21 protein-coding genes, 1 tRNA gene and 1 other RNA gene are annotated in these 18,372 nt (G+C 67.0%); 16 read left to right on the plus strand and 7 right to left on the minus strand.

The genetic code is table 11. The annotated features are described in order from the left end of the window. Together LI953_RS13935 and LI953_RS13940 are read left to right on the plus strand one after the other, a co-directional pair. Positions 1-772 (plus strand): autotransporter outer membrane beta-barrel domain-containing protein (locus LI953_RS13935; RefSeq protein ID WP_227076703.1); only part of this gene is annotated, 772 nt, incomplete at its 5' end. Positions 773-1,048: 276 nt separating this feature from the next. Then, positions 1,049-1,891, plus strand: coding sequence for a hypothetical protein (locus LI953_RS13940; RefSeq protein WP_227076704.1), 843 nt, complete (start codon positions 1,049-1,051; stop codon positions 1,889-1,891). A gap of 221 nt (positions 1,892-2,112) precedes the next feature. On the opposite strand, the gene LI953_RS13945 is transcribed toward LI953_RS13940, so the two are convergent. After that, on the minus strand, positions 2,113-3,081 hold the full coding sequence (locus tag LI953_RS13945) for a lysine-2,3-aminomutase-like protein (protein WP_227076723.1): 969 nt from the start codon (positions 3,079-3,081) through the stop codon (positions 2,113-2,115). 23 nt (positions 3,082-3,104) lie between these two features. On the opposite strand from LI953_RS13945, the gene epmA reads away from it, so the two are divergent. Together epmA and LI953_RS13955 are read left to right on the plus strand one after the other, a co-directional pair. Beyond that, entirely contained in the window at positions 3,105-4,067 is a 963-nt protein-coding gene (epmA, locus tag LI953_RS13950) for an EF-P lysine aminoacylase EpmA (protein ID WP_227076705.1), read from the plus strand. A 60-nt stretch (positions 4,068-4,127) separates the two neighbouring features. Beyond that, positions 4,128-4,499, plus strand: a complete 372-nt coding sequence (locus tag LI953_RS13955) for a hypothetical protein (protein ID WP_227076706.1) — start codon at positions 4,128-4,130, stop codon at positions 4,497-4,499. On the opposite strand, the gene thiE is transcribed toward LI953_RS13955, so the two are convergent. The 3 genes from thiE to LI953_RS13970 all read right to left on the minus strand — a co-directional run bounded on the left by thiE (position 4,496) and on the right by LI953_RS13970 (position 6,629). Further along, a complete protein-coding gene (gene thiE, locus LI953_RS13960; protein WP_227076707.1) occupies positions 4,496-5,119 on the minus strand; it encodes a thiamine phosphate synthase in 624 nt (207 codons plus the stop codon). The two genes, LI953_RS13955 and thiE, sit on opposite strands and share 4 nt — an antisense overlap. Positions 5,120-5,191: 72 nt before the next feature. Next, positions 5,192-6,106: a class I fructose-bisphosphate aldolase gene (locus LI953_RS13965; RefSeq protein ID WP_227076708.1), complete on the minus strand. Its 915-nt coding sequence runs from the start codon at positions 6,104-6,106 to the stop codon at positions 5,192-5,194. A 118-nt stretch (positions 6,107-6,224) separates the two neighbouring features. After that, positions 6,225-6,629, minus strand: a complete 405-nt coding sequence (locus tag LI953_RS13970) for a hypothetical protein (protein ID WP_227076709.1) — start codon at positions 6,627-6,629, stop codon at positions 6,225-6,227. A gap of 74 nt (positions 6,630-6,703) precedes the next feature. On the opposite strand from LI953_RS13970, the gene LI953_RS13975 reads away from it, so the two are divergent. The 7 genes from LI953_RS13975 to LI953_RS14005 all read left to right on the plus strand — a co-directional run bounded on the left by LI953_RS13975 (position 6,704) and on the right by LI953_RS14005 (position 9,421). After that, entirely contained in the window at positions 6,704-6,901 is a 198-nt protein-coding gene (locus LI953_RS13975; protein WP_227076710.1) for a hypothetical protein, read from the plus strand. A 3-nt stretch (positions 6,902-6,904) separates the two neighbouring features. Continuing rightward, a complete protein-coding gene (locus LI953_RS13980; protein ID WP_227076711.1) occupies positions 6,905-7,219 on the plus strand; it encodes a cell division protein ZapA in 315 nt (104 codons plus the stop codon). Positions 7,220-7,270: 51 nt separating this feature from the next. After that, positions 7,271-7,428, plus strand: a non-coding RNA gene (gene ssrS / locus LI953_RS13985) — 6S RNA. A gap of 94 nt (positions 7,429-7,522) precedes the next feature. After that, positions 7,523-7,849 (plus strand): integration host factor subunit beta, encoded by a 327-nt coding sequence (locus tag LI953_RS13990; RefSeq protein ID WP_227076712.1) that lies wholly within the window; start codon positions 7,523-7,525, stop codon positions 7,847-7,849. A 44-nt stretch (positions 7,850-7,893) separates the two neighbouring features. Next, entirely contained in the window at positions 7,894-8,124 is a 231-nt protein-coding gene (locus LI953_RS13995; RefSeq protein WP_227076713.1) for a LapA family protein, read from the plus strand. Beyond that, positions 8,121-8,804, plus strand: a complete 684-nt coding sequence (gene pyrF, locus LI953_RS14000; protein ID WP_227076714.1) for an orotidine-5'-phosphate decarboxylase — start codon at positions 8,121-8,123, stop codon at positions 8,802-8,804. The genes LI953_RS13995 and pyrF overlap by 4 nt, the downstream gene beginning before the upstream one ends. Further along, complete coding sequence (locus tag LI953_RS14005; protein ID WP_227076715.1) at positions 8,801-9,421, plus strand: phosphoribosylanthranilate isomerase; 621 nt, start codon at positions 8,801-8,803, stop codon at positions 9,419-9,421. Before pyrF ends, LI953_RS14005 begins: the two co-directional genes overlap by 4 nt. Here LI953_RS14005 and LI953_RS14010 read toward each other — a convergent pair. Together LI953_RS14010 and LI953_RS14015 are read right to left on the minus strand one after the other, a co-directional pair. Beyond that, positions 9,418-10,170: a GDSL-type esterase/lipase family protein gene (locus LI953_RS14010; RefSeq protein ID WP_227076716.1), complete on the minus strand. Its 753-nt coding sequence runs from the start codon at positions 10,168-10,170 to the stop codon at positions 9,418-9,420. The genes LI953_RS14005 and LI953_RS14010 overlap by 4 nt on opposite strands. Next, positions 10,170-11,003 carry an undecaprenyl-diphosphate phosphatase gene (locus LI953_RS14015; protein ID WP_227076717.1) on the minus strand — a complete coding sequence of 278 codons (834 nt, stop codon included), beginning with the start codon at positions 11,001-11,003 and terminating at the stop codon, positions 10,170-10,172. The genes LI953_RS14010 and LI953_RS14015 overlap by 1 nt, the downstream gene beginning before the upstream one ends. A gap of 112 nt (positions 11,004-11,115) precedes the next feature. Here LI953_RS14015 and LI953_RS14020 point away from each other — a divergent pair, with 112 nt between their 5' ends. The 5 genes from LI953_RS14020 (at position 11,116) to LI953_RS14040 (ending at position 16,262) form a co-directional block, all read left to right on the plus strand. Next, positions 11,116-12,252, plus strand: a complete 1,137-nt coding sequence (locus tag LI953_RS14020; RefSeq protein WP_227076718.1) for an MFS transporter — start codon at positions 11,116-11,118, stop codon at positions 12,250-12,252. Next, entirely contained in the window at positions 12,249-13,475 is a 1,227-nt protein-coding gene (locus LI953_RS14025) for an SLC13 family permease (protein ID WP_227076719.1), read from the plus strand. The genes LI953_RS14020 and LI953_RS14025 overlap by 4 nt, the downstream gene beginning before the upstream one ends. 34 nt (positions 13,476-13,509) lie before the next feature. Further along, entirely contained in the window at positions 13,510-14,949 is a 1,440-nt protein-coding gene (locus LI953_RS14030; RefSeq protein ID WP_227076720.1) for an oligosaccharide flippase family protein, read from the plus strand. Between the two features lie 57 nt (positions 14,950-15,006). Beyond that, positions 15,007-15,882, plus strand: a complete 876-nt coding sequence (locus LI953_RS14035; RefSeq protein WP_227076721.1) for an N-formylglutamate amidohydrolase — start codon at positions 15,007-15,009, stop codon at positions 15,880-15,882. 287 nt (positions 15,883-16,169) lie between these two features. Then, a tRNA-Ser gene (locus LI953_RS14040) sits at positions 16,170-16,262 on the plus strand. A 513-nt stretch (positions 16,263-16,775) separates the two neighbouring features. Here the strand turns inward: LI953_RS14040 and LI953_RS14045 are convergent. After that, the gene (locus tag LI953_RS14045; RefSeq protein WP_227076722.1) at positions 16,776-18,329 is read right to left on the minus strand and encodes an ISL3 family transposase; all 1,554 of its coding nucleotides are present in this window, start codon (positions 18,327-18,329) and stop codon (positions 16,776-16,778) included. Positions 18,330-18,372: the final 43 nt, after the last annotated feature.

Below are 18,372 nucleotides of genomic sequence, written 5' to 3' on the forward strand. Positions count from 1 at the left end.
GGGGAGCAATCTTGCCACGGGGGCGTATAATCTGGCGGGTGGCGGCTTTCTCGCCGGGGTGGACCGGGCGGTGCCCGCCACGGGCGGGCGCGTCGGCCTCGCCGTGGGGTATGATGCCGCCACGCTGCGCGGCCATGCCGACGGCACCACCGGGCTGGAGACGCTGCGCCTCGGCCTGTATGCCAGCCAGCCGCTCGGCGCGGCGGTGCTGAGCGCCGATGTGCTGGACGGCATCGCCCGCCTGAACACCACCCGCCAGACCGGCGCGGGCGCGGCGCTGGCCAAAATGGACGGCAATGTGCTGACCGTCGCGGCGCAAATGGCGCTGCCGCTGCGCTGGCGCGGGGTCGAAATTACCCCCGCCGCCGGGCTGCGCGTCACCAATGTCTCGCTCGGCCGGTTTGCCGAGACAGCCGCCGCCCAGGCCTTCGCGTTGCGCGGGGCGGCGGCCTCGGGCATGGCGGTCACGCCTTTTCTGCGGCTCGACCTCGGGCGGCGCTTCGTGACCGCATCGCAAATCGTGATCACCCCGCGCGTCACCCTGGGGCTGGACACCGCGCTCGGCACGCAGGGCGCCGGGATCGGCGTGACCACCCGCAGCGGCGCCGGGCTGGAACTCACCCCCTGGCGGCAGGGGCGGGTTTCGGGCCTCGCCGGGCTGGGGCTGAGCGTGGCGCGCGGCGGCTGGTCGGTCGATTTCGGCTATAGCGGACGCTTCGCCGGGAACTGGTCGGCCCAGAGCGTGCAGGCGGCGGTGTCGGCGCGGTTTTAGGGGATGGGGGTGGAGATTCGTCGGCGTTGGTTTGCAACGGCTCTGCGCCCATGGTGGTCGTTCCCGGGGGCTGGGAGCCTTCCCGAAAGTGGCCCTTCGTATCAACCATTAACCTGCGGCGGCCATTTTTGGCTGCCAGACCGTTCCTCGTGCAGCGATGGGTGGAGCGTAGCGTAACCCATCAAACGGCCTGGAACTGGAACAAAGCGATGGGTTGCGCTACGTTCCACCCATCCAACGCTTGCTGCCTGAGAGAAATAAGGATTCAATAGAGTCTTGAAAAGAGATAATGAAGAACGCTGCGATCCAAATAGGCACGCCGAGGAAGATCTTGAGGCTGAGCTTCTCAGAAAACATCTCGATATAGAAGCCAACGGTAATAAAGGTCGCCCTGGATATGAGCGGAAACATCCGCTGGATTGGGCAACATTCTTCGTTGTAGTAATTGGTACCATAGCTGCCGTCTCGGCTTACTATGCGGCTAAAAGTGAAGCCACGGCGGGCTGGACTGCCGCTACTCAAGCGCAGAAACAGACGGGTATTGCTCAACAAGCTTTGATTGATGATAACAGACCTTGGGTAAAGATTATATTTACTCCTGGAGATTTGACTTGGCCATTTTTGAGCACAAATCTCCCTATCGCTGCTGAAGGTGTCATGGACCCGATAATCTATGTCGAAAATTTGGGGCATTCTCCAGCGACAAACATCACAGTAGTCACTGCGGCTTATGGCGATGGAAAAGTCGACCTTACCACAGTCCAAAAACGTCTCTGTTCTCAGGCTTACGATGAAGCCATTTTGCCAAGCGGATATGGCCTCATTCTCTTTCCAAATGATAAAGCTCCTGCAATCGACGCTGGAATAGTTGGATTCAGCATTCAAAATACGCCAGCTATTGGAGATACTTTTGATTTTACAATATATGGGTGTGCCGACTATACCTTCAGAACTCCACAAGTCGGAGAAGAACATTTCCAAACCACTTTCGCCTATTGGGCTTGGAAAAAACCATCCTCTAAAAACGGAGGGTTGATGGAATCTTTCACGGTTGGGCAGCCGGTTTCATCTCAAAACATCTATATTCGTCCTATGCCAGAAGGTAATAATGGCAATTAGGAACATTACCCCAATCATGGCACAGCCCCAAGTACGTGGCTTGTGTCAAGTAGTACATAATCGATTATGCGAATCTTTGCGCCGACCGTCGCCACTTTCGGCGACTCTTGGCTGAAGTATGGAGTGGCCCGTTTTTGAATGTTCCGCATATAGGTTGATGGTGGCTTTTTGTGCCCATCGCGTGAAAGCGGTCGGTCTCCGTTCGCCCTCCCTCCTTACCCCTACAGCGGTATCTTCCCCAACCCGCCGGGCCGATCGAGAATATAAGTGGGAAACGCCGTGCCGCTGATTTGGCCGCGCAGATTGCGCAGCATCTCGCGCCCGCGCGCGGGGTCCACATAAAAGCGCGCGGTGCCGGGGGCGGGGTCGAGCTGGTGCAGGTAATAGGGTTTGATGCGCGCACGCAACATGGCGCGGAACAGATCGGCCAGCGCCGCCTCGCTGTCATTCACCCCGCGCAGCAGCACGCTCTGGCCCAGCAGCGGAATGCCCAGCCGGGCGAGTTGGCGGCAGGCGGTTTCAGCCGCTGGGGTGAGCTCGCGCGCATGGTTGGTGTGGATGGCGATGTAGAGCGGCTTCTGCGTCTCCAGCGCCGCCAGCAGCGCGGGGCTCACCGCCGCCGGGTCGGCCACTGGCACGCGGGTATGGATGCGCAGCAGCTCCACATGCGGAACCGCCTCCAGCCGCCGTAAAATCTCGCCCAGCCGCCGGGGCGAGAGGATCAGCGGGTCGCCGCCCGTGAGCACCACTTCGCGGATGCCCGGATGCGCGGCGATATAGGCATAGGCGGCCTCCAATTCAGCCTCGGAGAGCAGCCCGCCATCCGGCCCCACCTGCTCGCGCCGGAAGCAGAACCGGCAATAAACCGGGCAGGCCAGCAGCGGCTTCAGCAGCGCGCGGTCGGGGTAGCGGTGCACAATGCCGGGAAGGGGCGAGAGCGCCTCATCCGCGATCGGGTCGGCGCTTTCATGCGGCGCGGTGATCAGCTCCGCCGCGCCGGGGATGTATTGCAGCCCGAGCGGGTCGTCCGGCGCGCCGATGAGCGCGGCCAGCGCGGGCGGCACGGCAATCGCGTAGCGCGCGGCCACGGCCTCGGCCTCGGCCAGGCGGGCGGGGGGCAGCAGCCCGGCCGCCACCAGCTCGGCGGGGCGGCGCAGGGTGCGGGGCTTGGGGGAAATACCATCCAGCATCGGCGTGATGTAGAACGTGCGCCATGCGCTCTCAACCCTGGCAGACATTGCCCGACCGTCTCCCGCTCCTGCGCCGCCGCCAGCGCCTGGCCGCCGCGGTGCGCGCCTTCTTCACCGCGCGCGGCTATGCCGAGGTGGAAACCCCCTACGCCGTGCCCGCGCCGGGTGAGGAGGTGCATCTGCGCGGCATTCCGGCCGGGGCGGGGAAATGGCTGAACACCTCGCCGGAATTCGCCATGAAGAAGCTGCTGGCCGGCGGCGCCGGGCCGATCTTCCAGCTCGCCCGCGTGTGGCGCGACGAGCCATGGTCAGACACCCACGCCCCCGAATTCACCATGCTGGAATGGTATTCGCTGGGGGCAGACATGCAGGCGCTGATGGACGAAACCTTCGCCCTGCTGCGCGCCACGCTGCCGCCCGCGATCACCTGCCGGGGCATCACCACGCGGCTCGACGAGCCGGAATTCCTCACCGTGGCCGAGGCCTTCACGCGCTACGCGGGCGCCGATGTGCTGGCCACCGCGGGCGACGCCCCGGCCCTGGCCGCGCAGGCGGGGGCGCGGCTGCGCGCGGGCGAGGATTGGGAGGATCTGTTCTTCCGCCTGCTGCTGGAGCGGGTGGAGCCGCATCTGGGCCGCGACCGCGCCACCTTCCTCACCCATTGGCCGGCGGCGCAGGCGGCGCTGGCGCGCAAATGCCCGGCCGATCCGCGCGTGGCCGAGCGGTTCGAGCTGTATGTCTGCGGCATCGAGCTGGCCAATGCCTTTGTCGAGCTCACCGACGCCGCCGAGCAGCGCGCGCGCTTCCTGGCCGACCGCGCCCGCCGCCACGCGCTCTATGGCCCGGATTGGGAGATGGACGAGGAGTTCCTCGCCGCCGTGGCCGTGCTGCCCGCCTGCTCGGGCATCGCGCTGGGGTTCGACCGGCTGGCCATGCTCGCCACCGGCGCGCGGCGCATCGCCGATGTGCTCTGGCTGCCGGAATAGTGTCATCAAACCGTTACGCGGCCCGTGTATAATGCCGCCAACACAAGGGAGATGACGAAGATGCCGCGTTTGCGTTCCGCGCTGATCCTGCCGGTTCTGGCCCTGGCGGGGTGCGCCACCGGGCCGGGCCTGCAATCGCGCATGGCCGCCTATATTGGCGCGCCGGAGGCCAAGCTGGTGCAGGAGATGGGCGTGCCGGATAAGCAGATCGCCGTGAATGGCGTGCAATATCTGGCCTATGACCGCGTGCGCCAGCAGGTCCTGGCCAATAGTTTCGCGATGGGCGGGTTTGGGCCGTTCTGGGGGCCGTATTATGGCGGGTTCTACGCGCCGCTGCCGCAGAATGTGCAGGTGTGGTCGTGCGAGATCACCTTCGCCGTGCAGGATGGCAAGGTGAGCGGCTTCACCCTCAAGGGCAATGACTGCGATTAGGCTTCGGCGATCGCCTTGAGCATGGCCCGCATCCCGGCGGCGGGGCCGTCCTTATGGTTCCACACGGCGCCCACAACGGCCAGGAATTCCGCCCCGGCCCGCACCAGCGGCGCGCAGTTTTCGGCGTTGATGCCGCCAATGGCGACACAGGGGACCTCCATGGTCTGCGCCCAGATCTCCAGCGTCTCGATCTCCGCCATCTCCGGCGGTTCCTTGGTCGCGGTAGGGAAGAAGGCGCCGAAGGCGACATAATCCGCCCCGGCCTCCGCCGCCTCCATGGCGAGGTGGCGGGAGTTGTGGCAGGTCACGCCCAAAGTGAGGTCGCCCAGGACCTTGCGCGCCTGCTTGATGGGCATATCCGTTTGCCCGACATGCGCGCCATCGCAGCCGGATTTCACCGCCAGATCGGGGCGGTCATTGAGGATGAAGGCGACATCGCGCTGCTGCGCAATTGGGCGCAGCCGGTCGATCACGCGCAGCACCTCGTCATCCGGCGCGTCCTTCAGCCGCAGCTGTAGGGCGGCGACATCCCCGGCATCCAGCGCGCTCGCGAGCTGGCGCTCGAAATCGGCGGGGAGCACGGGCGGGGTGATGAGATAGAGGCGGCAATTGGCGGTCATGGGCGGTTCCCCAAAAGCAAGGAGCGGCCCTTTGCGAAAAAGGCCGCTCCCGTAAACGTCTAGAACTCTCGATCAGGCCTTGTTCAGGTAGATGTCGATGATCTTCTGCAGCATGGCCAGCGCTTCCTCGCGCGGGCGCTGGAAGGTGTTGCGGCCGATGATCGAGCCGTTCGCGCCGCCATCACGCAGGCCGCGGATTTCCTCGTACAGGCCTTCGAGGCTCTTCGACTCGCCGCCCGAGAACACCACCACGCGCTTGCCGGCGAAGCAGGATTGCACGACATGCGCCACGCGCTTGGCCATGGTCGAGGCATCAAACCCGGCATAGGATTTCTTCGCGGCTTCCAGCGAGATCACGTCGGTGGGCGGCTTCACCTTGATGATGTGCGCGCCCATCAGCGCCGCCATGTGCGCGGCATAGGCGCAGATGTCGAGCGCGGTCTCGGCGGCCTTGTCGAGGTTGGGGCCGCGCGGATACGACCACACGACCACGGCCAGACCCGCGGCCTTGGCCTCCTCGGCCATCTCGCGCAGTTCTTCCATCAGGTCGAAGGCGAACTCGGAACCCGGATAAATGGTGAAGCCGATGGCCGAGCAGCCCAGGCGCAGCGCGTCGGAGACCGAGCCAGTGATCGCCTGGTTCTTGTCGGTGGCGAGCGAGTTGGAGGAGTTGACCTTCAGGATGGTCGGGATCTGCCCGGCGAACTCGGCGGCGCCCACCTCCAGCATGCCCAGCGGCGCGGCATAGGCCGAGAGCCCGGCATCGATGGCGAGCTGGAAGTGGTAATACGGATCATAGGCGGCGGGGTTGGGGGCGAAGGAACGGGCCGGACCATGCTCGAAGCCCTGGTCGACCGGCAGGATCACCAGCTTGCCCGTGCCGCCCAGCTTGCCCTGCATGAGGATGCGGGCCAGATTCGCCTTGGTGCCCGGATTGTCGCTCTCGTAATGCGAGAGGATCGTCTTAACCGTCTGCGTGATCGCCATGAGTGTCCCAACCTGCTAAATTGTAAAACCGTGCGCGATTTAGCCGAAGGCGGGGCGGATGTCATCCACTCCGGGCTCGCGCGCCGCGGGTGACAAAAGAGCAATAAATGCGGCCAAATCATGGTGCCGGGGGCGGTGGCGGTGAAAATTCCCCCGCCAGCCACGCCGTCAGATGGCGCGCGGCGCCGGGCGTGGCGAGGTCCAGCGCCGGGGGCGCGGCGGGGAGCAGTTTCGCCCCCAGCCCGGCGGCGTATTCCGCCACCTCGTCCCAGGCCGGGCAGGGGGCCAGCACCGCGCCGGGCAGGCCGAGGCGCAGCGCCTCCCAGGCGCGGCCGGGCGCGGGGCCGCAATCGAGCAGTGCCGGCCCGGTATGGCCGCAGGCGGCCAGCAACTCGCGCCACCACGGCGCCCCGGCATAAAGCGCCGCGCCGGGGGCGGAGAGCAGCGTGACCGGCCGCCCCGGCGCCAACGCGGCGCGGGCCTGGGCCAGACCATGCACGATGACCGCGCGGGGCGCATCCATAAGCGGCGAATCCTATAGTTCAGGCGTGAAACGTTGCTTGACCGCTCACGGCGCGGTCGGGTTGAATACTTCGCATGTCCGAGTCCGAATCTGAAGACGAAATCCTGGACCGTATCGAGGCAGCGCTGCGTAAGATCGCCAGCCTGTCCAGGCCCGCGCCCGCCGGCGAGGACGGTTTCGACCGCGCCCGGCTGGCGGATGGGCTGGACCATGTGATCGGGCGGCTGCGCGCGGCGCTGGATCCGGCTCCCCCGCCCGAACAACTGGAGTAAACGATGGCTCAGGTTACCATACGCATCAACGGGTATGCCTACACCGTCGGCTGCGAGGATGGGCAGGAGGAACATCTGGAGCAGATGGCCGCCGAGATCGAGCAGCGGATCGCCAGCATCAAGGCGATTGGCGGGCAGTCGGGCGAGGCGCGGCTGCTGATGCTGGCCTCGCTGCTGCTGGCCGATGAATTGCACGACATGCGCGAGGCCCTGGCCAACGCCGCCAAGCCGGCCAAGCCCGATGGCGAGCGCCGCGCGCGGCTGCGCCGGGTGGCGGCGCGGGCCGAGGAAATCGCCGCCGACCTGCTGGAGGGCTGAACCGCGCCATCAGCGCATTGCGCCGGGCGGGCGCTGCGCCTAGATAGCATCCAGGAGCTGCCCGGCGCGTCAGGCAGATCATCCCCGGGGCCGTTAAGCATCTCCCTCGGGAGCTGGCTCTGTCCGGACCCTGGTCCGGTTACCTGGCACCCACCTGCACAAGCAGGCCTTGGGAGGATGTACACGCCAACGGCCAGGGCGGCTCCACTTTCCCCCTTCCCGCGCCAAAAAATCTACGTCTGGCAGGTGTTTATTGACCAAACCGGGCCGTGCTGGCATCGTTGCGCCGGGTGGGAGAGCTTTATGACACGTTCCGAACTGATCGCCAGTCTGGCCGAAGACAACCCGCATCTGACCGTCGCCGAGGTCGAGCGCATCGTCTCGACCCTGTTTGACGAGATGACCGCCGCCCTGGCCAGGGGCGAGCGCGTGGAGTTGCGCGGTTTCGGCGCCTTCACCGTCAAGGCCCGCCAGGCGCGCGCCGGGCGTAACCCGCGCACGGGCGAGACCGTGCAGGTGGCGCAGAAGGCGGTGCCCTTCTTCAAAGCTGGCAAGGAGCTGCGCGAGCGCATCAACAAGCCCGCTCCGGCCCCGGCCAATGGCAAAAAGAGCGCGGGAGCGAAAAGCTGAAAATCATCAAAGCGATCGCCGGGTTCGTCCTTCTCGTCGCGCTGGTGATCTTCCTGCTTTCCAACCGCGATTTTACGCCGGTCGGCTTCTGGCCGTTCGGGAGCATGCCGCTACCTCTGGGCGGGGTGGTGCTGGCCGCACTGGGCGTTGGCTTTCTGGCCGGGCTGCTGTTCCATCTGCCGCACCGCCTGAGCGCGCATCGCCGGGCCAAGCGCGCCGAAAAGCGCGTCGCCGAACTCGAAGCCCAACTGACCCCGCCACAGGATACCCCATGAAACGACTGATCACCGCGATTGACACGCCCGAGCTGGACCGGGCGCAGGCGCTGGTGCGCGGCGTGGCGCCGCATTGCGGGCTGGTGAAGCTCGGGCTGGAGTTTTTTCTCCGCCACGGGCCGGCCGGATTTGCCGCCGCCGCCCAGGGCAACCCGGTGTTCCTGGACCTCAAGCTGCACGACATCCCCAACACCGTGGCCGGGGCGGTGCGCTCGCTGCTGCCGTTGGGGGCGGAGATGCTGACCATCCATGCTGGCGGCGGCGCCCAGATGATCGCGGCGGCGGCCAAGGCGGCGGCGGAGGCCCCGAAGCGCCCGAAAATCCTGGCGGTGACGGTGCTGACCAGCCTGGACGCCGCCGCCCTGGCGGAAACCGGCGTGGCGGGCGGTCCGGCGCAGCAGGTGCTGCGGCTGGCGCGCCTCGCGCTGGAGAACGGCGCGGACGGGCTGGTCTGCTCGGCGCATGAGATTTCGCGCCTGCGCGACGCCTTTGGCGCCAAGCCGGTGCTGGTGGTGCCCGGCATCCGCCCGGCCGGGGCAGCGCTGGGCGACCAGGCGCGGGTGATGACGCCGGAGGAGGCCGTGGCCGCCGGGGCGGATTACATCGTCGTCGGCCGTCCGATCACCGGCGCAGCGGATCCGGCGGCGGCGGCGGCGGCGATCGCCGCGTCCATCGCATGACCAAGGTGAAAATCTGCGGGGTGAACAGCCCCGCGGCGTTTGACGCCGTGGCCGAGGCCGGGGCGGAGTATCTGGGCTTCGTGTTCTTCCCGCCCTCGCCGCGCTACGTCACCCCCGCCGAGGCGGCCATCCTCTCGGCGCGGCAGGCGGGCGGGCCGCTGCGCGTGGGGCTGTTCGTGAATCCTGGTTTCGACGAGATCGACGCCGTGCTGCAGACCATTTCGCTCGATATTTTGCAGGTCCATGCCGCCCCCGCCACCGTGGCGGCGCTGCGCGATCGTTTCGGCCGCCCGGTCTGGCGCCAGCTCGGCGTGGCCAGCGCTGCGGATTTCCCCGCCGCGGATGAGCGCGCCGATGGTTATGTGGTGGAGGCCAAGCCGCCACCGGGGGCGACCCGGCCCGGCGGCAACGCCGTGCGGGCCGATTGGGCGCTGCTCGCCACGTTTCGCCCGGCCAAGCCCTGGCTGCTGGCGGGCGGGCTCAACCCCGGCAATGTCGCCGAGGCCATCGCCCGCACCGGCGCGCCGGGGGTCGATGTGTCCTCGGGCGTGGAGACCGCGCCAGGGGTGAAGTCGCCGGAGCTGATCCGCGCCTTCGTGCGCGCCGCGCGGGGTTAATTCCCCGCGTATCGGCGCACCACCGGCGCCAGCGCGGCGGCGATGCGGCCCATGCCCTCGGCATCGGGGTGCAGGGCCGGTTCGGGCGGGTGCAGGCGCGGATCGACGAACAGGCTGGGGTCGGTGCGACCATTGGTTTCCAGCAGATGTCCGACATCCATGAAGGTGACGCGCGGATCGCCCGCATAATGCGCGGCCAGGGCGGCGTTGGTGGTTTTGGTCTGCGCGTCCACCCAGGGCGAGCGGATCGACGGCAGCACGCCGAGCAGCAGGATATGCGCGCCCGGCAGGCGGCGCTCCGCGTTGCTCACCACCGCCTCGATGCCGGGAATGGTCATCGCCGCATCCCAATGCACCCGGCCGAAATTATTGGCGCCGATCAGGATGATGGCGAGGCGCGGATGCAGCCCGGCCACCTGCCCGTGATCGAGCCGCCAGATCAGATTGGCGGTGGTGTCGCCGATGAAGCCGAAATCCAGCGCGTCATAGGGAGCGTAATATTTGTCCCAAACCGGCAGGATGTCGTCGTAGCCATGCCCGCCCTGGCGCTTCCAGTAATAACTGATCGAATCCCCCAGCCAGACGATTTTGGCGTCGGGGTGGTCGCGGGCGTCGTCCAGAGTGCCCTCCCAATGGCTTTGCCAGATGGGCAGATCCAGCCGGTCGATCGGCGCCTCGGCGAGGTTGACGCGCGCCTGCGCCGCGAGCGGCAGGGCCAGGGCGAGGGCGGTGAGCAGCCTGCGCATCATCACAGCCCCAGCCCCAGCAGGACGAAGCTGCCCGCGCCAAACGCCGCGCAATACCAGGCGAAGGGGCGCAGCGCCCAGGAATCGTGGTCCTTGAAGTAGCGCATCAGGAAGGCGGTGCTGGCAAATGCCACCACGCCGGCGACGATGGCGGCCACCAGCGCCGTGCCGAACAGCGCATGCAGCTCATGCGCGCGCAGCAGCTTGGGGATCTCGGCCACGCTGGCGGCGAGGATCACGGGCGTGCCCATCAGGAAGGAGAAGCGCGCCGCGTGTTCGTGGTTGATGCCCCGGCGCAGCCCGCCGACGATGGCCGCGCCCGAGCGCGAGATGCCCGGCAGGAAGGCAAGGCACTGGAACAGGCCGATCACCAGCGCGTCGGCATTGGTGAGTTCACCGCCGCGCAGGGCGCGCCCGCGCAGCCGCTCGCCTGCCAGCAGCAGCCCGGCATTGGCGACCAGGAACAGCGCCGCGATGAGCGGGTTGCCGAACAGATGCGCGATCGGCTTTTTCAGCACCGCGCCCACCAGCACGGCCGGGATGGTGGCGATGATCAGTCGCAGCAGCAGGCCGCGCGCGCTGTGGTTTTCGGCGGCATAGCCCTGGCCGAGCACGCCGCGCGCCATCGCCAGCCAGTCGCGGTAGAAATACAGCAGCAGGCCGGTCGCGGTGCCCAGATGCAGCATCACCAGGAAGGGCAGGAAGTCCGGGCCCGCCTGATCGATGCCCCAATGCAGCAGCTTGGGCACCACCACGGCATGGCCGAGGCTGCTGACGGGAAATAGCTCCGTCGCCCCCTGCAAAATCGCGAATAATACGGCGTGCAAGAAATCCATGTGGTCTCCCCGTTCGGCTAAGGCGCGGCGGTGGCGCCGGCCGCTGCATTGCAGAATTCTGCGCCGCCGTTAAGTCAGGGGCATGCAAGATTCACAAACTCCGTCGCGGTTCATGGTTGCATTGCTGGCCAGCGCCTGCGGCATTGTGGTTGCCAACATCTATTATGTGCAGCCGCTGATCGGGCTGATCGGGCCGGATGTGCATATGGGCGCGCGGGCGGCGAGCCTGATCATGAGCGTCACCCAGCTCGGTTATGCCGCCGGGCTGTTGCTGCTGGTGCCGCTGGGCGATTTGCTGGAGAATCGCCGCCTTGCCGTGCTGACCACCGCCGCCTGTCTGCCGGCGCTGCTGCTGGTGGGGCTGGCGCGGTCCGGGGCGCAGGTGTTGCTGGCCTCGGCGCTGGTGGGCGTGACCTCGGTGGCGGTGCAGATGCTGGTGCCTTTGGCCGCGCATATGGCGCCCGAGCAGCGGCGTGGCCGCGTGGTGGGCACGGTGATGAGCGGGCTGCTGCTGGGTATTTTGCTGGCGCGGCCCGTGGCGTCGGCGGTCACGGCGCTGTTCGGCTGGCGGGCGGTGTTTTTCATCTCCGCCGCGCTGATGGCCGGGCTGGCGCCGCTGTTGCGCTTCACCCTGCCTGTGCGTCAGCCCGCCACAGGGCAGGGCTACGCGGCGCTGCTGGCCTCGCTCGTCGCGCTGCCGTTCAAGGTGCGCATCCTGCGCCAGCGCGCCACCGTGCAATCGGCCTGTTTCGCGGCGTTCTCGCTGTTCTGGACCGGCGCGCCGCTCTATCTGATGCGCGATTTCGGCTTCACCCAGCGCGGCATCGCGCTTTTTGGGCTGGCGGGGGCGGCCGGGGCGCTGGTGGCGCCGATCGCGGGCAGCCTGGCCGATCGCGGCCATACCCGCGCCGCCACCTTTGGCGGCTTGAGCGCCATCGCCTGCGCGTTTGGCGTGGCGGCGCTGGGCGCGGCGGTGCATTCGGCCGTGGTGCTGGCGCTGGCGGCGATGCTGCTCGATGCCGGGGTGCAGACCAGCCTGATCGTCGGCCAGCGCGCGATTTACACCCAGGCGGCGGAGATTCGCTCGCGTCTCAACGCGCTGTTCATCGCCATCTTTTTCACTGGCGGCGCGGCGGGCTCGGCGGTGACCGGGGCGCTGCTGCTGCATACGGGGTGGCCCGGCCTGTGCGGGCTGGGCGCGCTGCTGCCGCTGCTGGCGCTGGGATATTACGCGCGCGTGTCACGTTGAGCGGCGCGCTCACCTGGGGCATCGTGCTGGCCAGCCTGGCCGGCATTCTGCTCCGCCCCTGGGGGCTGCGCGAATGGGCCAGCGCCCTGGCCGGCGCGGCGCTGCTGGTGCTGGCCGGGGCGCTGCCGCCCGCCGCGGCGTGGCGCGCGGTGGGGCAGGGGGCGGATGTGTATCTGTTCCTTATCGGCATGATGCTGCTGGCGGAGCTGGCGGCGGCGCAGGGCGTGTTCGCCTGGGCGGCGGGGCTGGTGGCGCGCGCGGCCCGGGGCTCGGCGGCGCGTTTGTTTGTGCTCATCTACGCGATGGCGGTGCTGATCACGGTGTTTCTCTCCAACGACGCCACCGCCGTCGTCTTCACCCCGGCGGTGGCCAGCATGGCGGCGGCGGTGGGGGCGGAGCGGCGGCTACCCTTCCTGCTAATCTGCGCCTTCGTCGCTAATGCCGCCTCGTTCGTGCTGCCGATCTCCAACCCCGCCAATCTGGTGGTGTTCACGGCGGCGATGCCCGACCTGCCGCGCTGGCTGGCGCTGTTCGGCCCGGCCTCGGCGGCGGCGGTCGGGGTGACGTTTCTGGCGCTCTGGCTGACCCAGCGCGACGCCTTGCGGCAGCCCTTGCGGGTGCCTGAGGCGGTGCCGCCGCTCTCTCCCGCCGGGCGCCTGACCCTGGCCGGGCTGGGGGCGATGGCGGCGCTGCTGCTGGCGGCCTCGGCGCTGGGTTGGCGGCTCGGCCTGCCGACCTTCTGCGCCGGGCTGGGCACGGCGGCGCTGGTGGGCGGGCTGGCGCGGGTGCCGGTCTGGGGGCTGTGGCGGCAGATCTCCTGGGGTGTGCTGCCGTTGGTGGCGGGGCTGTTCGTGATGGTCGGGGCGCTCGACCGCACCGGTTTGGCGCCGGTGCTGGGCGCGTGGCTGCGCGCCGCGCCCTGGGCGGCGGGGCCGGGTCTCGCGGGGCTGAGCAATCTGGTCAACAACCTGCCCTCGGGGCTTCTGGCCGGGCAGGCCCTGGCGGCGGCGCCAAGCGGGCCGAAGCTGGCCGGGGCGGTGCTGATCGGGGTCGATCTCGGGCCGAATCTCTCCATCACCGGCTCGCTCGCCACGCTGCTCTGGCTCACCGCGCTGCGCCGCCACGGGCTGAGTGTTTCGGCGTGGCGGTTTCTGCGCCTGGGCGCCGTGGTGATGCCGCCCGCCCTGGCCACGGCCCTGGCGCTGCTCTGGTTGGCAAGCTGAGCCGCTTGCCATAGCCTTGGCGCGGAGGCCGAGCATGGATCTGGCACGGGGGGCGGCGCGCGGGGCGGCGTGGAATTTTGTCACCGTGCTGGCGGAGCGCAGCTTCGGCTTCGTCATCCTCGCCCTTTTGCTGCGCGTGATCCCGGCCTCGGTGGTGGGGCTCATCGCCATCGCCTCGGCGGTTTCCGATCTCGCCCGGCTGGTCGCCAATAGCGGCGCGGGTGAGCAGGTGCAGGCCAGCCCCGGCGACCGCGTTGTCGAGGCCGCCGCCTTCTGGAGCCAGTTCCTGGCCTCGCTGCTGTTCATGGCCGTGCTGTTCGTGCTGGCGCCCTGGCTGGCGGGGCTTTATGCCCAGCCAGTGCTGGCGGCGGTGCTGCGGGTGATGGCGCTCAACGTGGTGCTGACCGCGTTCATCATGATGCCCGCGGCGCGGCTGGCCTCGCAATTCCGCTTCCGCGCGGCGGGGCTGATCTCGCTGGCCAGCACCGCGGGCGGCGGGCTGGTGGCGCTGCCCTGTGCCTATGCCGGGCATGGCGTGGCGGCGCTCATCGCCCAGCGCACGGTGGGGATATTGGTCTTCGCCGTGGCGGCCGCCATCGCCGCGCGCTGGGTGCCGCCGCGCCCGCCCAGCCGCGCGACGCTGCGCGAGGGGTTCCGCTTCTCCTTTCCGCTCATGCAGGCGGCGCTGGTCGATTACATCGCCGTCACCGGCTATGTGATGCTGGTCGGGCTGCGCATGCCGGTGGCGGCGCTGGGCGAGTTCCGCATCGCCCAGCGGCTGTTCGAGGTGTTGCAGGAGATCGCTTTCATGCCCGCGCGCAAGGTGTTCCTGCCGGTCTTCGTGGCGGTGCGGCACGACCCGGAGCGGCGTTTCGAGACCACGCGGCAGATGCTGGACCTGCTGGCCATGGTGATCTTTCTGGCTAGCGCCGTGTGCGGGGCGGCGGCCAAGCCGATCGTGCTGCTGATGTTCGGGTCGCGTTGGGCTGCGGCGGCCCCGGTCTTCGCGGTGCTGACGCTGATGGCCCCGGCGGCGGCGCTTTACAGCGTGGTCAACCCGTTGCTCACCACGGCGGGGCGCACCCGGCTGGTCTCGCATTACGCGTGGTTGAATGCCGCCACCATCGCCGCCGCCGCGTGGTTCGTGGCGCCGTTCGGGTTGGTGGCGCTGGCCTGGGCGCTGGCGGCGCGGGGCGGGCTGGCGCTGGCGCTGCTGGGGCTCGCCCTACGCCAGGGGCTCGCGCGCCCGGCGGGGCCGATCCTACGCCTGCTGCTGGTGCCCGGCGCGGCGCTGATCGCGGCGCGGCTGGCCGGCTGGGCGGCGCTGGCGGCGCTGCCGGGCTTGGCCTTGCCACTGCAACTGGCGCTGGGCGGCGCGGCGGCGGCGGCGGTGTTCGGGCTGGTGGTGTTGGCGCTGGCGCGGCAGCGCCTGCGCGCGATGAGCCAGCGCCTGCGCCGCGCCCTGTTCGCCTAGGCGCGGCGGCAATCCGCTTGCCCCTGGGCCGCCTTGCTGGTTCAATGGCCCGGCGCCATGACCGACTCATCGCCCTTCACCCTGTTGCGGCCCGCGCGCCAGAGCGCCCCTCTGGTGCTCACCTCGCCGCATTCGGGCCGGCGCTATGGCGAGGACTTCCTGGCCCAGGCGCGGCTGGACGCGCTGGCGATCCGCCGCTCGGAGGATAGTTTCGTCGACGAGCTGTTCGCCGCCGCCCCGGCGCTGGGGGTGCCGCTGCTGGCGGCCAATTTTCCCCGCGCCTGGTGCGACGCCAACCGCGAGCCCTGGGAGCTGGACCCGGCGATGTTCGCTGACGAGCTGCCCGATTATGTGAACCGCAGCAGCCCGCGCGTGGCGGCGGGGCTGGGCACGATCGCGCGCATCGTCGGCACGGGCGAGCCGATTTATACCCGCAAGCTGAGCTTCGCCGAGGCCAAAACCCGTATCGAGACGTGCTGGCGGCCCTTCCACGAGGCGCTGGCGGAGCTGATCGAGGAGACGCTGATCCGCTTCGGCCATTGTTTCGTGGTGGATTGCCACTCCATGCCCACGCCGCTCGGGCGCCATTCGCGCCGTCCGGACATCGTGCTGGGCGACGGCCACGGCACCAGCTGCGCGCCGGGCTGGACCGCGCATATCGAGTCGCTGCTGCACGGGCAGGGGTTTTCGGTCCGGCGCAACGACCCCTATGCCGGGGGCTTCATCACCCGCCATTACGGCCGCCCGCGCGAGGGGGTGCAGGTGGTGCAGCTGGAACTCGCCCGCAGCCTTTACATGCATGAGCGCCAATTCACCCGCCATGCCGGGTTTGCCGGTATCGAGGCGCGGCTCGGCGGGTTTGTCGGGGCGATGGCTGAGGCCGTGCGCTTGTGGGGGGCCGCCGGCCCCGGCTTCTGCGCCGCCGCGGAATAAAAAAAGGCGGCGCTATTGCAGCGCCGCCAAGTTTAGGGAGGAAACGTCCAAGAAACAGGGGAGAAACTCACCCTGCACGAACCTTGTAGGCCAAACCCATGCTGCACTGCAAGAAAGATTTTGCAATGCAGCAAAGCGCGCGGAGCGGGGCGGAGGAAAACAAATAAAACCAGCATCTTGCGTGTTTCTGGCGGTTTGCCGGGCTAGGAGGCTTTACCTTCCCGCCGCCGCCGCTTATGAATGCCCCCACGCAAGGGGCGCGCGCAAGCCCGCCCCTGGCCGTGCACGGAGGGGTGGCCGAGAGGCTGAAGGCGGCGGTTTGCTAAACCGTTATACGCTGTCAAGGCGTATCGTGGGTTCGAATCCCATCTCCTCCGCCACGGGCTTTGAGGTGTTGCGGTAAAATACAGCAACAATCAAAATCGGCAAAATTTATGGTAACACCTATATGGATACACTCAGCGTCCGGCTTGGGGCGTATTTGAGCGTACCAGGGTGTATATATCGGCTATATCATAACAATATATATAAGTAAGTAATACTGACCTATTTTCCTTGTTTTTCACGCGCGCGTGCATGAGAGACGGCCCGTTTGCCCCTGGATCGCATTTTACAGATTTGAGGGTGTACCCCTGCTAAAGTTGCTAATCCTGCTAATCGGGGCCAAAAGCCCAGGTTTTCCACCGCTTTTAATTGGGGGTGGCCACCTGCTAATCGCTGCTAAAGTTGCTAATCGGTGGCCTGTTTAGCTTTAGAGCGGCGCTTCCTGGCTCCATATTCGGAGTAAATCGCCCATACGGTCCGAATACATGCCGCGTGTTGATTTCCAGTGAGAAGTGACCCGGGAATTCCACTGAGATTTGGCTCTGACTCACATTTGCTGCTGGCGATGCTCATGCGCCGACAACGCGCGCCTGAAGCAGGTCAAGTTTCGCGCGCCCGTACATCTGTCGCTTGATAAGCTTAAGGCGCGTGATCTGCCCCTCGGTCTGTCCGTTCGACCATGGCGAGACGATTGCGTTGCTGACAGCCGCCTGGTCCTTTTCGACGCCATTGGCGAATGACCCGATGAGGCTGCCTTTTGCAATCGAAAGCCAGTCATCGAGCTTTGCCGCTGACTTTGAGCGGATCATGGATTGAAAGTCCCCAATCGCTTTGCGCGCCGCGACCAATTCAGGGACGTTTGCCTCGATGACTGCCACCAGGATCGCTTCGGATTTAGCAAGTCCATCCCGTGCCGAGGTCATCAGGCGGGCAATGACCTTGGCGGAGGGCGTGCGTGCAAATCCACTTTGATTGGCCTTTTCAGCGAGGCGCCGGCGCTGTGCCCATTGCGAGACGACACCGCTCTGACCGACAAAGCCTTCCGCGCGCATCTCACGCCAGAGCGCCAGAGCATTGCGGGCACCGCTTTCCCATCTGCTGTTCAACCACGGCAACCAGCTGTCCAGAGAGCTTGGCCGGGTGCGGAAAACGTCCAGTCGCTGTCCGCGCAAAACGTCGCGAACGAGCTTTCGGCTATGACCTGTTTGCCGGACAATTTGCCTGATGGAGGTCCCGTTGTTTGCCAGTTTCAAGATCGCTTCGTTTGTTTCCTGCCGACGTTGATAGCCTTCGTATTGCAGCTTCTCGGCATAGGTGAGAAGCTTGGGATCGATGTCGTTGCTGCCAACCGACTGCCTGATCTGCCGCATGGACTTGCTGACGGCGTCCAGAAACGCTCGGCTCGAATTCTCCATGAGATGCCAACGATCGGCAACCTGCTGGGCTTCAGGCAGCCCTTTTGCAATCGCCTCGCCATATCCGCCGCCCCGGTCACGGGCAACAATCGATATCGAAGGGCGTTTGGCAAGCCAGGCTCGAGACGTCTCCAGCGCTCGGTCCGGCAATAGGGTAACAGGCTTCCGGCGCTCCAGATCGCAAATGATCGTCCCATAGCTCTGGCCCCGCCGGAAAGCGAAATCGTCAATGCCTATGACATGAAGCTCATCAGTCTGATCAACCGCACGCCGGCGCACCACGCGCAGCAAGGTGTCCTTGCTAACCGGCATCATGAGTCGAGTGGCGAAAGCCGCCCCAGGTCTGCCACCCAACGCCAGCCCGAGATGATGGACAATGGTTTCAAGCCGCTGAGTGCGTCGAGCATAACGAGACAGAACGCCATGATCGAACTGCTCACAGAAGATACGTCGCCTGCAAACAGCCGTGTCACACCAGAACCGGCGCGCCATGATCGCAAGAACGGCGCGGCGACCACCCAGAGGGAGGTCCAATGGTCGACGGATATATCTGCTCTGAACCCGGTGACTTAGCCGCCCGCAATCGGGACAAACCCCAGAGCCATGCCGTGAGCGCAGCAGGATTTCGACACCCTCGCCGACGTTCTGTACTGAAACAACAATGAAGCCTTCTGGTGCGAGGTTTGCGCGCTGAAATCGACCGTGCATGGCAGATACTCCCAATGACGCGGCCAAAGGATATCACCTAAAC

Source organism: Acidocella sp. KAb 2-4 (genome assembly GCF_020567705.1).
In the GTDB taxonomy this organism is placed as follows: domain Bacteria; phylum Pseudomonadota; class Alphaproteobacteria; order Acetobacterales; family Acetobacteraceae; genus Acidocella.

Bases quoted from the DNA above. Each gene is read 5' to 3' on its own strand.
- LI953_RS13945 (WP_227076723.1), bottom strand. From the start codon at position 3,081: ATGCTGGATGGTATTTCCCCCAAGCCCCGCACCCTGCGCCGCCCCGCC.
- epmA (WP_227076705.1), top strand. From the start codon at position 3,105: ATGCGCTCTCAACCCTGGCAGACATTGCCCGACCGTCTCCCGCTCCTG.
- LI953_RS13955 (WP_227076706.1), top strand. From the start codon at position 4,128: ATGCCGCGTTTGCGTTCCGCGCTGATCCTGCCGGTTCTGGCCCTGGCG.
- thiE (WP_227076707.1), bottom strand. From the start codon at position 5,119: ATGACCGCCAATTGCCGCCTCTATCTCATCACCCCGCCCGTGCTCCCC.
- LI953_RS13965 (WP_227076708.1), bottom strand. From the start codon at position 6,106: ATGGCGATCACGCAGACGGTTAAGACGATCCTCTCGCATTACGAGAGC.
- LI953_RS13970 (WP_227076709.1), bottom strand. From the start codon at position 6,629: ATGGATGCGCCCCGCGCGGTCATCGTGCATGGTCTGGCCCAGGCCCGC.
- LI953_RS13975 (WP_227076710.1), top strand. From the start codon at position 6,704: ATGTCCGAGTCCGAATCTGAAGACGAAATCCTGGACCGTATCGAGGCA.
- LI953_RS13980 (WP_227076711.1), top strand. From the start codon at position 6,905: ATGGCTCAGGTTACCATACGCATCAACGGGTATGCCTACACCGTCGGC.
- LI953_RS13990 (WP_227076712.1), top strand. From the start codon at position 7,523: ATGACACGTTCCGAACTGATCGCCAGTCTGGCCGAAGACAACCCGCAT.
- pyrF (WP_227076714.1), top strand. From the start codon at position 8,121: ATGAAACGACTGATCACCGCGATTGACACGCCCGAGCTGGACCGGGCG.
- LI953_RS14005 (WP_227076715.1), top strand. From the start codon at position 8,801: ATGACCAAGGTGAAAATCTGCGGGGTGAACAGCCCCGCGGCGTTTGAC.
- LI953_RS14010 (WP_227076716.1), bottom strand. From the start codon at position 10,170: ATGATGCGCAGGCTGCTCACCGCCCTCGCCCTGGCCCTGCCGCTCGCG.
- LI953_RS14015 (WP_227076717.1), bottom strand. From the start codon at position 11,003: ATGGATTTCTTGCACGCCGTATTATTCGCGATTTTGCAGGGGGCGACG.
- LI953_RS14020 (WP_227076718.1), top strand. From the start codon at position 11,116: ATGGTTGCATTGCTGGCCAGCGCCTGCGGCATTGTGGTTGCCAACATC.
- LI953_RS14030 (WP_227076720.1), top strand. From the start codon at position 13,510: ATGGATCTGGCACGGGGGGCGGCGCGCGGGGCGGCGTGGAATTTTGTC.
- LI953_RS14035 (WP_227076721.1), top strand. From the start codon at position 15,007: ATGACCGACTCATCGCCCTTCACCCTGTTGCGGCCCGCGCGCCAGAGC.
- LI953_RS14045 (WP_227076722.1), bottom strand. From the start codon at position 18,329: ATGCACGGTCGATTTCAGCGCGCAAACCTCGCACCAGAAGGCTTCATT.